Annotated in this window: 10 protein-coding genes; 6 read left to right on the forward strand and 4 right to left on the reverse strand. The window is 55.3% G+C overall.

Translation table 11 applies throughout. From position 1 onward, the window contains the following. The first annotated feature begins 336 nt into the window (after positions 1-336). Genes AC3WS9_RS05395 through AC3WS9_RS05405 form a run of 3 tightly spaced genes read left to right on the forward strand, consistent with a single transcriptional unit; the run spans position 337 to position 2,211 of the window. A complete protein-coding gene (locus AC3WS9_RS05395; RefSeq protein WP_282492912.1) occupies positions 337-888 on the forward strand; it encodes a tetratricopeptide repeat protein in 552 nt (183 codons plus the stop codon). A 22-nt stretch (positions 889-910) separates the two neighbouring features. After that, entirely contained in the window at positions 911-1,426 is a 516-nt protein-coding gene (locus AC3WS9_RS05400) for a sigma-70 family RNA polymerase sigma factor (protein WP_324724410.1), read from the forward strand. Then, on the forward strand, positions 1,423-2,211 hold the full coding sequence (locus AC3WS9_RS05405; protein ID WP_492487167.1) for an anti-sigma factor family protein: 789 nt from the start codon (positions 1,423-1,425) through the stop codon (positions 2,209-2,211). The genes AC3WS9_RS05400 and AC3WS9_RS05405 overlap by 4 nt, the downstream gene beginning before the upstream one ends. Here the strand turns inward: AC3WS9_RS05405 and AC3WS9_RS05410 are convergent. The 3 genes from AC3WS9_RS05410 to AC3WS9_RS05420 form a co-directional block, all read right to left on the reverse strand. After that, positions 2,206-2,757: a YceI family protein gene (locus AC3WS9_RS05410; protein ID WP_492487169.1), complete on the reverse strand. Its 552-nt coding sequence runs from the start codon at positions 2,755-2,757 to the stop codon at positions 2,206-2,208. The genes AC3WS9_RS05405 and AC3WS9_RS05410 overlap by 6 nt on opposite strands. 1,223 nt (positions 2,758-3,980) lie before the next feature. Then, positions 3,981-4,337, reverse strand: coding sequence for a hypothetical protein (locus AC3WS9_RS05415; protein WP_285150805.1), 357 nt, complete (start codon positions 4,335-4,337; stop codon positions 3,981-3,983). A gap of 149 nt (positions 4,338-4,486) precedes the next feature. After that, positions 4,487-8,509, reverse strand: coding sequence for an Ig-like domain-containing protein (locus AC3WS9_RS05420; protein ID WP_492487172.1), 4,023 nt, complete (start codon positions 8,507-8,509; stop codon positions 4,487-4,489). Between the two features lie 454 nt (positions 8,510-8,963). Between AC3WS9_RS05420 and AC3WS9_RS05425 the strand changes: the two genes are divergently transcribed. Continuing rightward, entirely contained in the window at positions 8,964-9,827 is an 864-nt protein-coding gene (locus AC3WS9_RS05425; RefSeq protein ID WP_285144904.1) for a LysR family transcriptional regulator, read from the forward strand. 26 nt (positions 9,828-9,853) lie between these two features. Here the strand turns inward: AC3WS9_RS05425 and AC3WS9_RS05430 are convergent, their stop codons facing one another. Then, positions 9,854-10,468, reverse strand: coding sequence for a helix-turn-helix domain-containing protein (locus tag AC3WS9_RS05430; RefSeq protein WP_285144905.1), 615 nt, complete (start codon positions 10,466-10,468; stop codon positions 9,854-9,856). Between the two features lie 251 nt (positions 10,469-10,719). Between AC3WS9_RS05430 and AC3WS9_RS05435 the strand changes: the two genes are divergently transcribed. Both AC3WS9_RS05435 and AC3WS9_RS05440 read left to right on the forward strand, forming a co-directional pair. Next, complete coding sequence (locus AC3WS9_RS05435; RefSeq protein ID WP_492487175.1) at positions 10,720-12,777, forward strand: hypothetical protein; 2,058 nt, start codon at positions 10,720-10,722, stop codon at positions 12,775-12,777. A gap of 18 nt (positions 12,778-12,795) precedes the next feature. Next, complete coding sequence (locus AC3WS9_RS05440) at positions 12,796-13,923, forward strand: hypothetical protein (RefSeq protein WP_492487177.1); 1,128 nt, start codon at positions 12,796-12,798, stop codon at positions 13,921-13,923. The last annotated feature ends 83 nt before the right edge of the window (positions 13,924-14,006 follow it).

Below are 14,006 nucleotides of genomic sequence, written 5' to 3' on the forward strand. Positions count from 1 at the left end.
AGTGAATATATTTGAATTTATTGAATGTAAATATGCGGTCAATTAAGGAGGGCTAAAACGTTATTTTAGATGCGGTGAATGAATCATTTATACGATATATTATGTTTGCGACCGGAATGAAAAATAGGAGTGGCGAAGCGGCAATAATCTGCTAGATACGCTAATAATAAATGCGGGCTTTATTGTTGGCTCAATTTATCCTGTTCCGTTATCAGGTTGCATAGGCCGTTAGTATGATTTTCGGCACCGTTAAATCTTCCCTTTTCGTCGAATAGAAGCGGGCGCTCAGGCGTTTACTCCTCGTTCACCTGACAACCACCGAACCAGGAGTAGAAAATGAACGCTCTGTCATCGCTTCCTCGTACCTTCGCTAAAACCCTCGCCATCCCGGCGCTGTTATTTTTCTTACAGGCCCCGCAGGTCTTTGCGATGGGCAATAATGATACTGAGAGTAAAACGCCGGACTGCCCGTCGGGGCAGGTGTACGACAGCGTGAGTAAGACCTGTGTCCCGGAGAAAACCAGCAGCCTCAGCGATGAGGACAAAACCAATTATGCGTACCACCTCGCGAAAAAAGGAGAGTACCAGGCGGCGCTGAATCTGCTGGACTCCCTGAAAAATGCCAATACGGCAGAGGCGTGGAATTATCGCGGCTATGCGACCCGCAAACTGGGGCGCACGGATGAGGGCATCGGCTATTATCAGCGCTCCCTTGCCCTTCAGCCCAACTACGCCAAAGCGCGTGAGTATCTGGGTGAAGCCTGGATGGTGAAAGGTCGCCCGGATCTGGCGAAAGAGCAGCTGAAAGTCATTGCCGGGATTTGCGGCCAGGATTGCGAGGAGTATCGCGATCTGCAGGCGGCTATCAACGGCCATCCGGAATCCTGATTGCAGCGGGAGGGTATGAAAAATCACCACCAGTGACGTTCGCCAACAGCTGGCAGCACACCTGACGCGCCTCTGGCGCTACGGGCTGGTGCTGTCGCGAAACCGGGATCTGGCTGAGGAGCTGGTCCAGTCGACCTGCGTCCGCGCGCTCGAACGGAGCGCGCAATATACGCCGGGCACCCGCATCGACAGATGGCTGTTCTCGATTCTCCACTCGATCTGGATCTCCGATCTGCGTGCCCGCCACGTCCGTCAGGGGCAGGGATTTGTGCCGAGCGAAGAGCTGATCGCCCCGGATACCCACGGGCAGGATGAGGATCGCATTCACTATCAGAAAATCATGCAGCGGGTGAATGCTCTTCCCGAAGCCCAGCGCAACACGCTGTTTTTAGTCTACGTCGAAGGATTTACCTATCAGGAGGCGGCTGACACGCTGTCGGTCCCCATCGGCACCGTGATGAGCCGCCTGGCCACGGCGCGGGCCCAATTGGCGAAAACCCTGGACGCCCGCCCGGCAGCAAAGGAGAAACGCTCTTGAAATCGTTACGTTTTACGCCTCCTTATCAGGACGATGCGATTGTCGCCTGGCTGGATGGTGAGATGGACCCCAACGACGCCCGCGTCTTTGCAGAGCAGCTTGCCCACGACGAGCGGCTCTCGGCGCGCACGGAGGAGCTGAAAACCAGCCATCAGGATTATCAGCGCGCGTTTGCGCCTTTGCTGGAAGAGGCGCCGTCGGCGCAGATGGAGGAACGGCTGGAGACCTGGCTGGCAAACACCCCGGCGTCCCGGCCCGGTGTCAGCCGCCGGGCGCTTATCGCCGCGTCCGTCAGTTTTCTGCTGATCGGTTCCGGGCTCGGCTATCTGGCGCGTCCGTCGGTGGCGTTGCACACGGAGAACGAACGTATTCGCGATCTTGAGGCGCAGTACATGTCGCTCTACAGCGCCGAAACCCTGCTGGATGTGGACAGCTCACCGCCGCTCATTGCCAGGGGGATCGTGCGCACTGCCGAGGATATTGGCCTGAAAATGAGTGAGCCGCAGCTGGCTCTGGCCGATGCGGAGCTGAAGATGATCCGCATGTTGCGCTACGAGAGCACGGCGATCGCTCAGATCGTCTGGATGCATGCGGATTTCGGGCCGATGGCGCTGTGCATTTCCCCCCTTGAGCAGGGGGATGTGACCGATATCAGCAACGAACAGCGGCACGGGATGAATGTTGCCTGGTGGCGCGACAGGGACTATCAGTTTGTGCTGATTGGTCGCAACCCGGCGACGCAGCTTAAAGCCAGCGCGCGTCAGCTGCAGCTGGCGCTGCTATGAGGCGCTGGCCTGGATCTCAATTTTGATATTGATGCGGTCATCCACCACCATCGCGAATTTATCCATCTGATAGGCGGATCGCGAGATGGCGGTGGTGGCGTGCAGAGAGATGGACTCCTGCGCTTTGTGCTCTTCTAGCGTTGCCTCCAGGATCACCGGGCGGGTAATGTCCCTGACCTTGAGTGAGCCAAACACCCTGAAACGCCCGTCGCCCAGCGTGACGATTCGCGTGCTGTTGAACTGAATCGTGGGGTAGCGCGCGGCATCGAAAAACATATCGCTCTTGAGCTGCCAGGTGAGCAGGCGGTTGGACGCCACCAGCGTCGAGACGGGGATGGTGACCTCGATGCGATCGCTGAACTCATTCTTCGGATCCAGGGTGACGTTCCCGGTCACGCCGTTGAGATTGGCCCAGGAGAGGATTCCGCCGAAGGCGCGCCACGAGAGGGTAATGGGGGTGTTCTCGGTATTGATGACATAGCTGACCGGCTGCGCGTAAAGGGCAGGAGAGAGCAGGGCGAGCACAAATATCAAAGAGCGAATCATCGGGCGGATCTCCAGTATGCGGGCAAGGGGTAAACGCACGGGGAGGGAGATTTATTCGGGGTGAGGGGAAATAAAGTTGAAACTTTCGCTGTTTGCGCCGGGTGGCGGCTACGCCTTACCCGGCCTACGAAACCCTCCGAACTGGTCTTTGTAGGCCCGGTAAGCGCAGCGCCACCGGGCAATTCAGGCCGCAGCGGTGTTTGCGCCGGGTGGCGGCTTCGCCTTACCCGGCCTACGAAAACCATCCGGTCTGGCTTTTGTAGGCCCGGTAAGCGCAGCGCCACCGGGCGAATTGAGGCCGCAGCGGTGTTTGCGCCGGGTGGCGGCTTCGCCTTACCCGGCCTACATAACGCTCCGAACTGGACTTTGTAGGCCCGGTAAGCGCAGCGCCACCGGGCGAATTGGGGCCGCAGCGGTGTTTGCGCCGGGTGGCGGCTACGCCTTACCCGGCCTACGAAACCCTCCGAACTGGCTTTTGTAGGCCCGGTAAGCGCAGCGCCACCGGGCGATTGAGGCCGCAGCGGTGTTTGCGCCGGGTGGCGGCTACGCCTTACCCGGCCGACAAAAACCTCCGAACTGGCTTTTGTAGGCCCGGTAAGCGCAGCGCCACCGGGCAATTCAGGCCGCAGCGGTGTTTGCGCCGGGTGGCGGCTTCGCCTTACCCGGCCTACAAAACTCTCCGGACTGGCTTTTGTAGGCCCGGTAAGCGCAGCGCCACCGGGCGAATTGGGGCCGCAGCGGTGTTTGCGCCGGGTGGCGGCTACGCCTTACCCGGCCTACGAAAACCATCCGGTCTGGCCTTTGTAGGCCCGGTAAGCGCAGCGCCACCGGGCAATTGGGGCCGCAGCGGTGTTTGCGCCGGGTGGCGGCTTCGCCTTACCCGGCCTACAAAACCCTCCGAACTGGCCTTTGTAGGCCCGGTAAGCGCAGCGCCACCGGGCAATTGGGGCCGCAGCGGTGTTTGCGCCGGGTGGCGGCTTCGCCTTACCCGGCCTACAAAACCCTCCGAACTGGCCTTTGTAGGCCCGGTAAGCGCAGCGCCACCGGGCAATTGGGGCCGCAGCGGTGTTTGCGCCGGGTGGCGGCTACGCCTTACCCGGCCTACGAAACCATCCGGTCTGGTCTTTGTAGGCCCGGTAAGCGCAGCGCCACCGGGCAATTCAGACCGCACCGTCCTGCAAATAAAAAAGGCCGCGATGGCGGCCTTTTCGGGGAGAGATAACTTACTCGGTGACTTTCTTTTCCAGAGAAGATGCGCCTTCTTTGGTTTTATTCCAGCCTTTCTCGGTCCCTTCTTTGGTGGCATCCCAACCTTTCTCGGTACCTTCTTTGGTTTTGTGCCATGCCTTCTGGGAATCCTCACTCACCTTGCTGCCAAAGCTCTCGCTTTTGCCTTCAGCGGCGTGCTGGTTTTTGAGCTTCAGCTCTTCACCTTTGTTCTGCTCTTCATGCAGTTTTTGCTTCGCGTCGTTAGCGTTCGCTTTCGCGGCGGCAACGGTGTCGTCGGTTGCGTGTGTGGTTGCGGCAAAAACAGGGGAAGCCAGCAGAAGTGCAGATAATGCGATGATTGTCTTTTTCATAATATCCTCAATTCACGTTATTCATGTTATGAGCGTGATTAAGGATGGCACGAGCGAAGCGGCATGGCTTTAGGATAAAACTGTAAGTGGATCAACGGGGTCTGAGTCTGGCGTCCGCCCACTCTGCGAACGCCAGTCTTCTCTGCTGCTTAGAACGCCAGGCACACCTCGTCCATATTGTCGGATGGGATGTTCTCGTTCACGTAGCCATCACGCCAGTGGACGAAAATGCGGGTTTCGTGAACGCCATCCTCCGCCGCCCACATCGACTGGGCGGTACTGGCCGTCGACCAGTTGCTGTAAGTGCTCAGATCGCCCCATTCTCCCCACAAACTGCCGACCGCGCGCACACCCTGACTGCTGGGGGGCACATCGGACAGTAATTTGTAACCCGGGATGGTCATGCCTTTATTGAGACAGTCCTGATCGGCGACCGTCGGATCTTTCGATGACCGCGCGATGTTAGTAAACCAGTGATCGAGGTGCACGACATAGGTGAGCGGCTGCCCCTGGCCGGATTTTGGCGTGGCCGTCAGGGTCACGGTTTTCATGTCGACGGTCGGTGGCGACACCATAACGTACTTACCGGGCGTGCTGTCCGGGCGTAGCCAGCTGTTATCACTGGTGTAGGTATAGTTGGCGTTGTTCGCCGTTGTACCGCCGATCTCCAGCGTAAAGCTCCCCGAGAGGAAGCCGGTTTTCGGGAACCCGGCGTCAGGGGCAAAACTCTTGCCGTTCGCGGTCAGGGCGGTGATCTGATCCTGGGTAAACTCCCCGGTGGTGCTTTTCCCGGCATCCAGCGTGTAATCGGCGGATTTCGCCGTCACCGTCACCACTTCCGGCGTTACATCCGTTTCTGTGACCTCTGCTTCGCCGTTCCCATCCGTATTCACCGTGGTGGCGCTCAGCACGCCATGACCCGTGGTGCTAAAGGTGACCGGTGAATTCTGTACCGGCGCCCCTTTTTCGTTGGTCACCGTCGCCGTGAAGTAGATCTGCCCGCTGCCGTCCGCCCTCTGCGGGCTGCGGTATTGCTGGATCGCCGTCACGCTGTGCGAGGTGAAGCTCACCGTCTGCGACGCCGTGGCCTGGTTGGCGAGGGTGGCGGTGATGTTCACCGCTTCCCCGACGGTATCAGTGACGGTCACCTGTGACTCACCGGTGATGTTCGTCTGGCTGGTCGGCTCAACGGAAGCCGTGGTGGTACTGGTGCTCCAGGTGAGGGTCTGGTTCGCCAGCGTATGGCCCAGCGCATCCGTGACCACCGCTTTGACCACGTCTGCTTTTTGTCCGTCGGCTAACTGCCCATCTTTAAGCATCGCAAGCGTCACTTTGGCGGAGGCGACATCGGCGACAAACTGACTTGCCACACTTTTATGCTCGCCGTTGGCCAGGGTGGCGGTGAGATTAACCGACTCGGCAATGGCATCCATGTAGTCCACGCTGGCTTCGCCGTCTTTATTGGTCTTGCTGGTGGCGGGGGCGGTGACTGAGGCGCTGTCGAACGTCCAGGTCACCACGGCATCTTTCACCGGGTTATTGTGACTATCCATCACCACGATTTTTGCCGTGTCAGGCGTTTTGTTATCCGCCGGGCTGCCGTCCTTCGTCACCTGCAATGAGGTGATGAGCGCGTGCTCGCTGTCTGCGACAAACACCGAGTCCTGAGTTTCAGTGGCGCCATTTTTCAGGGCCACCTTCACGCCTACGGTCTCGGCTTTGGTGTCGGTGAGGGTGATTGAGGCTTTACCGGCGGCATCGGTGGTGCTTTCCGGCGCTGACCCGACCGCCGTGCCGGAGAGCGTCCAGGTCACTTTCTCACTCGCGACCGGGTTGTTAAAGCTATCGGTCACGATGACCGTGGCGCTGTTGTTGGCGGTACCGTTCGCTACCGCGCCGCCGGTGACGGTGTAAGTTTTAATCTGCTCGCTGTTGGCATCCGGGACGAAGAGCGACGCGGTGCTGGCTTTTTCGCCGTTGGCGAGCGTGGCGGTCAGCTGGATGGTTTGCGCGATCTTGCTGGTGTAGCCGATCTGCGCTTTACCCGCGCTGTCGGTGGTGCTGGTACTGGCGGGCAGGAAGGTGGTGCCCTGCGGGGTCGCGCTCCAGGTGACCAGCTGGTTAGCGAGCGGATTGCCCTGGCCGTCAAGCACCGTCACCTCTGCGTGGTCGGCATCGGTGCCGTTCGCCAGCGCGCCGTCCTTCGTCACCTTGAGGTCGTGTAACGTCGCGCTTTCGCTGTCGGCCACGAAGGTCGCCTGCGTCTGCTTGCTGTCGCCGTTGCTGAGCGTGGCGGTGAGCTGCACGTTTTCTGCTACCGTGTCGCTGAATGAGACGCGCAGCTCTCCTTTGTCATCGGTCTGGCCCGGCGTCGCCGCGCGCGCTTTGGCTGGTGCGCCAAACGCGACCGTCGATTTGTCCGCTTTCACCGTTACCGGCTGGTCTTTGACCGGATTTCCGGAGGGATCTTTTACGGTTATCAGCGCGCTGTTTTGCGTTTTGCCATTGGCGGGGCTGTTATTGACGGTGACGCTAAAGTCGGTGATTTTGGCCTGTTCGGCGTTGACGACAAACAGCAGCGTTTTCTGGTCGGACAGATCGCCCGAACTGACCGACAGAACGGATTCACCCGGCACCAGGGAGGTGGCTTTGACGTGCGCCAGCCCCTCGGCATCCGTGACCGCCTGAGATTCCGCGATCTTCGCCGGGGCCTCAAGCGCCCAGGCGACTTTCGCGTTCGCCACCGGATGATCGTTGATGTCCGATACGCGAACGGTGGCATCGTCCGTCGTCTGGCCGTTGGCGAAGCTGCCGTTTTTATCCACCGTCAGCACCAGTTTCGCCGCTTTGACCTCGTTAAAGTGCGACGGCAGAGTGGTGGAGGCGCTGCCGCTGGTGGCGGTGACGTTAACGATTTCATTCTGAGCATCAGAAATATTAATCGTCATCATCCCCTCGGCATCCGTTGAGCCGGCGGTTCTGTCCAGCTTCGCGTTGCCGGATGTGGACCAGGCCACAGGCGCGCCTTTGACCTTATCCCCTTTGGCATCCAGCGCCTGGACCTGGAGCGTGTTCTGCGCCAGACCATCCGCCGGGCTGTAATCCGTGAGGGCCGTCATCAGCAGGGTGGTCACGCCCTGAGTCTCTTTCTTCTGATATTGCATCACGATCTGGTTGTTACGCTCGACCACATCGTAACGGCTTCCCGCCAGGCTGCGCTGCAGCGCCACGTTGTCCGGGGAGAGCTGATAACGCCAGTCGTGGCCAAAGTCGAATCGCATATCGACCTGAAACTGCATATCGTTCATGTCGTCCTGACCGCGGCGATAGTTGGTGCCCACGGTGATCAACGGAACGGGGGTGTAGTTCACGCCGAGGGTGACGGCAGACGGATTTTTTTGCAGGTCATCTTTATCAAACAGTGCCACTTTATCGCCGTAGTACTTTTCATAAATGACTTTTGCGCCCAGCTGCGGAAGTGCGGGGAGATATGCTTCGGCCCGAATATCAAAGCCATCGGCAGGTTTTTCGTTGTAGTCGTCAAAGTCGCGGGAGCTGTGCCACTGGGTGGTGCCCAGATAGCCGTTGGCCGAGAGTTTCAGGAAGTTGGTCCAGGCTTCTGCCCCGAACCCCACGCGGCGGTTTTTGCCGGTCATGTCATCATCAAAGAAGGCGTTGCCGCCCAGCATCCAGTTGTCGAGATAAAAAGTTCGCACCCCCATCCCGAGGTTGGTCGTCAATCGATCGTCGGGTTTACGCAAACCAAACTGGCTGAACAGCATCGATTTTTTGTCATCGTAAAGCGGAACCAGCAGATCCAGCGAGCTTTGATCCCAGTTGCCGTCCTGGTCGACATTCAGCTGTACTTTCGCTGTGCCAAACTGGCTGAGCCACGCCTGCGCGGAGGACGACGCCGAGGAGGTGACGCCGGAGACCAGGTTGCCTTTAGCCTGAGAGAGGCTTTGCTGGAGATTATTTGCCGCCAGCGTGCTGGCCACCTGATTAATATTGTCGCTCAGGGAGGCGTATTCCTGCCCGTCATCCTTGACTTCCCCGGCGCTGGCAGGAAAGACGGTAAAAAAAGGAAAAATAATCTGTAGCGCAATTTGCGTCCATATCAGCCACTGCCGAATATAGCCCGCCGGAGTCGGCGGGATTCTTTTTTTATACATGCGAATATAACCTATTTACAAGAATCACTGCGGTGAGTTGGATAAAGCTTTTGCCAGAGCGGAGGCTCAGAGAGACATTGTTTAATGCCACGTCGATAAATACAGTTGTCTTTAATAAAATATTAGCCCCGCCATTTTCACCACACTATTTACCACACTGACCTGCAATAAAAAAACGCTACATGACGCACTTCCAGATTTGAACGTGAGATGTTTAAAATTATTTCCGAGAAGCCAGGTTAATCCGCGCGACATTAACGATATCCGAAAATTCTTAGACCGGTCCAATCTTGCACCGGTTTGGGCAGAAGTTGCTCATATAACCTGGACTAACATGATAATTTACATTTATCAAAGGCACAGAGAGAAAATAAACAGCATTTGCTATTCCATCACACATCAATATGATGATGCGGACTGCAATGAATTTTAGGGTAGATAAGGGGAAAGACTGATGCACTTCTTATTAACAAAGAAACTGAAATATTTCATGACGGTAATGGAGAAGCGATGTCTAAACAAAGCTTGTGAAGAACTTTTTATTACACGTTCACCTTTGGGTAAAACGATTAACGAACTCGAAACACTCTTTGGAGAAAAACTATTTATTCGCCAGCATGGGCTGTTTAAGCCAACGGAATATGCGCTCGAGATATACGAGCAAACCGAGCCTTTATATCGAAAGATAATGCATATTGAAGACCGGCTGGGGACCACGCGGAAAAAGAATGTCACACAGATTATCCTTGACAGCTCGTTCCCTGATAACCCCGCAGATATTATTGAGTCCAGCCTGAAAAAGAGCCTGTTACCTTATCAACTGAGCCGCAGGAAAATTACACAAGAGGATTTTGATGCCGGAGAGTTGGGCCACAATACGTTGATCGTCAGTAACCATCATTTTCCCGTTCCGCCAACCGTCGTCGCCCAGAGCCACAGCAGCAGCGCGTTATTATTGATAACCAACAGCGAGCTCAAAAACGACCCGGAAAAACTGGCAGAGATACCGCTGCTGGTCAGGGAAAATATGGTGACCAGCGCGCAGATGCGTCTGTCCGGGGTGCTGGAGAAGGCGGTGCATTTCACCCCGCGGATCCGCGGTGTCAACGGCTCCATCCTTGACTTCCTGCTGATGTCAGCCAACGGCACGGGGTACATGCTGTTGCCGCTCACCACCTGTGAGATGATGAACATCAACCGCAGTCATACCATCTTGCTCGATGACATCAGAATAACCACCTACTTTTATTCGCGCCGGAGCGCTAAGCACAACGAAGAATTAACTAATATCATCAAGCACATTAGCAAATTGTTCTAATAACGATCACGAGCGCTCGTGTTAATTTAGAATTTATTTGGCAATTTAGTGCACCCGGTTAACTTACCGCGCACAATCGTGATATAGCCTCCTTTCCGTAATTCATTCAGAATCGCCATCACTCCGCTTTTTGCATAACCCGTTCTGACCACAATATATTGACAAACATTCTCTTTCTGACATAACGCAGGTTGACTGTTTAGTTTTCCCAAATAGAACTTCACGCTGTCATAGACGCTGCCGTGGGTCATCATCTCTATTTTAGAGTAAAGTTGCCAGGTGCTGTATTCCAGAATCTGGACCAGGCTATACCAAAGGTCTTTCTCGCCGATGTATTGATAAAAATCGCTACGTCTGCAGGTGATATAGGAAAAGTTACTGTCCTGGCTAAGACGCATCTTATTAAATACGCCAGAGGAGCAGATTTTTATGATGTAAGGGCCTTCAAAAGAAGCCATGATAATGCCATCTTTCTCACGAACCAGTGAAATATACCCTTCAATAACCATTAATACGCAGTCGTCATCGAGCAGCGTCCGGTCGTTTTCGCCTGGATTGTAAACGCTAATTTTTGTCGTCAGATGGGTGTTATTAATAAAGTGGTTGATTATATCGTTGACATGCTTTCGGGGAATATTCATCAGGCTTCCGGTCGTTGAGTATCCTTGAAAACATTCTATCGGAGAAAATCCGAAAAGCGACAAAAAGCACGATGTGATAAAACCGCTAAGATGTAAGTCAATATTACAAAGATTGCCAACTCTTACACTCATCGAAACGGTAGCTGTGCAAAAAATGCATTTCTCGCTATTCATTTCTGCCCCATTCGTCCTCTCCTGAATCCTTATAGTGCCTCTGTCACGAACTCATCATTTTCCTAAAAGGGATATTTATGCCTGTAAAAACTTTATATGCGCCATCATTTCCGCAAATGGAAAATGATGGCGTGATCAACCTGGCCGAGCTCGCCACATCGGGTGTGCTTATTAATATTGCCGAGTATGAAAATGCGGCACCGGGTGATTTTCTCGAGCTGTGGTTTGAAAGCGTGGCCATTGATTCCATTGGTCTTGGCGAAGGCCCGATGGGGCAATATTTCCCGTGGCCGTCGGCGATCAACCCGCAGGCCGCGCTGTTGCTCCCCGACGGAGTCTACAAGGTGCAATACAACCTGGTGGACGCGGCGCAAAACAGCTTCTGGTCGAACATCGGCAAAGTGATTATCGACAGAACCTCCACCGGCACGCTGCCTCCGCCACTCTTCCCGGAAGCGGGGGCCGATAACAGCCTCGACTACGACGACGCCATGAGCGGCGGCGGCACCCCGGTCACCATCCCTAACTATCCTGGCATTGCCGTGGACGATAACGTCACCCTGTTCTGGGTCGGGACGCGCGACGGAAAAGTGATTCAGGAGAGCATCACCAGCGTTTCGCATACGGTTCAGGAGAGCGAGCTGGGCGGGTTCAACGTCACCATCAGCACGGCGTTTATCATTCCGGAAAATATGGACAGCGCGCGCGCCTGGTATGTCGTGACCCACACGGACATCCGCAATGAGCGCTCGGAAAACGGCTTCGTCAACATCAATACCTCCAGCGGCAACACTCTGCCGCCGCCGGTCTTCATTGAAGGTGACGATGAGTGGATCGATGCGGACGAAGCGGCCAGCGATAACGGCACGCCGGTGCAGATCCCTTCTTATCCGGCCATCAGCGTGGGCGATACGGTCACTACCCACTGGCAGGGCTACTCGCAAAATGGCGATCCGGTCGCCGGGACGGATTGGCAGTTTATTACTCTGGTGAAAGAGACAGATCTCAGCGGCGGCTTTGTGGTTAACATCCCGACCGCGGAGATCCTGCCGATCGGCATCGGATACGGCATCTGCTACTACAACGTGCTGTTTGCCTCCGGTGAGCAGGGCAGTTCCCTCGCCGCCGAAATTGGCGTCGACGTGACCCATAGCCTCGAACTGCCGGCTCCGACGGTGCCGGAAGCCCTGGATGACGGCGTCATCACGGAGACGGATGCGATGAGCAACGGTGGCACGCCGGTCGATGTCAGCTATCCGTCGATGGCGGAAGGGGACAGCGTCAGCCTGTTCTGGTCTTGCTATACAGGAACGGATATCACGCCGGTGCCGGGCACGGTCTATTCCGCCACCCGCAGCGTCACGGCGGATGAAGCCCGACTGCAGACAATGACCTTCACGGTGCCTTCGAAATACATCACCCCAACGGGCAAAGGTTACGCCGTCGTTAACTACACGGTGAACTTCCACTCCGGCGGGATTGGCTACTCCGACGACAGCGTGGCCAACATTGATACCGAGGGCGATGTCATCACCGGATCAAGCTATCTCGGCGGCTCGACCGGCTACGCGCCGTGGAATAACACCGTGATTCAGGGATGCTTCGTGAAGTATCTGGCGATGGACAACGGCGTGCCGCTGCGCAATGTCGCCGTGGAGTTCAGCCTGTTCGGCAATAACTACTTCACCAACAACAAACTTAAAACCATCACCATCAATACCGACTTCCAGGGGTATGCGCAAACCAATATCTCCGGGAGCGACACGCTGAACAACACCATTACCGCGCAGATTATCGGCAGCTCAATTCCTGCTTCCACGGTGGGCTTTGAAACCGAGCGCACCAACGATATTACCGTCCCACTCCTGACCAGCGAACCTTATATCCCTGGCACCGGCAATCGTGAATTCAAACTGTCCGTCAGTGAAGAGGCGGGCAACTTTACCCTGAGTACCAATAACAACGCCGATATTTATATCGATGGAGTGAATAAAGGAGGTCTCGTTACCGACCTGAACGTCAATGTCAGCAGCCCGGTGATATTCAGTATTACCGCAAATAATCTTAACAACACAGCAATTACCGTCTCTCGGGTGAATCCTTCCGACGGCAGCTATTGCACTTATTATTTCTAATCTCAAGAGAAGATAAAAATGGATGAATTAAAAGCAAGCGCAAAGATCCCTTCTTTACAGGCGCAGATGCAGTGGATGGCGGGTACGCCGCAAACCAGCTCAACCTCCACGTCACGCATGCTGTATAACTTTAACAACGCCAACAATACGCTCAACCGTGAGCCGGGCGCTATGCCGGGCGTCGTTGAAGCCAATACCGCTCAGCAGGAATCCACTATTTGCGACCCGCAAACCGGTAAATGGGTTTTATTCTTCGACGGCAATAATATCTATGATGGCTACCATAATCTGGTTAATCCGGATTATAAGCTCGATACGCTGGATCACACTTACCTGACCAGTATTATTGCGCCGAGCTGCTCGGAATCCATTCCCACCTATTATGTTTTCTATGTGGATCGCTCAACCAAGCATCTCAACTATGCCATTGTGAATTTCCCGTTCGGCCTGGGCGGGAAAGCGAACTGGGTGGGAACCCAGTCGTTGAATAATGACAATGGCGTGGCGACGCCGTTTGGCCTGGCCTGTGTGAACGAGAATGAGTTCTGGGTCTTAACCCTGGCCAATGCGAACACCATGGTGGCTTACAAGTGCGATACCACCGGCGTCAGCACCACCGCGCCGGTGCATATCATGCTCTCGCCGTTCTCCAGCATTACGGCCGCCGTGGACTGCAAAACCAGCTCGATTGTGACCTTCGGCAATAAGATCGCTGTCACCGTCAATAACCAGATCATGGTGGGCGAACTCAAAGTATCGACCGGTTTCTCGGTTATCAATCAGGCGCTGGTCAGCAATTCAACGGCCACCCTGACACCTGATTTCAACGCTTCCGCGACCAAGCTCTATTTCCTGAAAAAGCTGGATAGCGCCAAGAAAAACCAGGTGTGGGTGTATGAGATTGACAGCCAGGCCTCTTACTCTGCTGATTCCAGCTATGTGTACGGCTATCAGTATCTCTCCCTGAAGCTGGCGCCAAACGGCACGGTTTACGGCACGAACCTGTTTACCAGCATCGACCCGGTATTAACCATCACCGAAATCCCGGAAACAGGGGCAATTGAAGTGACGGAAATGCTGAACCAGGACATTAACAGCTCCGCGACCTTCGGCAATATTCAGTATCAGATCAACGCCCTGAAATAAGCGTCCTCACCCTTGCCATTCGGTAAGGGTGATTTTTCATTCCAGTAGAAATGAGAGGATATTATGACTTTTAATTCTGAAAC

This window comes from Lelliottia sp. EB106-05-01-XG201, from assembly GCF_058791735.1.

Bases quoted from the DNA above. Each gene is read 5' to 3' on its own strand.
- AC3WS9_RS05395 (WP_282492912.1), top strand. From the start codon at position 337: ATGAACGCTCTGTCATCGCTTCCTCGTACCTTCGCTAAAACCCTCGCC.
- AC3WS9_RS05415 (WP_285150805.1), bottom strand. From the start codon at position 4,337: ATGAAAAAGACAATCATCGCATTATCTGCACTTCTGCTGGCTTCCCCT.
- AC3WS9_RS05425 (WP_285144904.1), top strand. From the start codon at position 8,964: ATGCACTTCTTATTAACAAAGAAACTGAAATATTTCATGACGGTAATG.
- AC3WS9_RS05435 (WP_492487175.1), top strand. From the start codon at position 10,720: ATGCCTGTAAAAACTTTATATGCGCCATCATTTCCGCAAATGGAAAAT.
- AC3WS9_RS05440 (WP_492487177.1), top strand. From the start codon at position 12,796: ATGGATGAATTAAAAGCAAGCGCAAAGATCCCTTCTTTACAGGCGCAG.
- AC3WS9_RS05430 (WP_285144905.1), bottom strand. From the start codon at position 10,468: ATGAATATTCCCCGAAAGCATGTCAACGATATAATCAACCACTTTATT.
- AC3WS9_RS05420 (WP_492487172.1), bottom strand. From the start codon at position 8,509: ATGTATAAAAAAAGAATCCCGCCGACTCCGGCGGGCTATATTCGGCAG.
- AC3WS9_RS05410 (WP_492487169.1), bottom strand. From the start codon at position 2,757: ATGATTCGCTCTTTGATATTTGTGCTCGCCCTGCTCTCTCCTGCCCTT.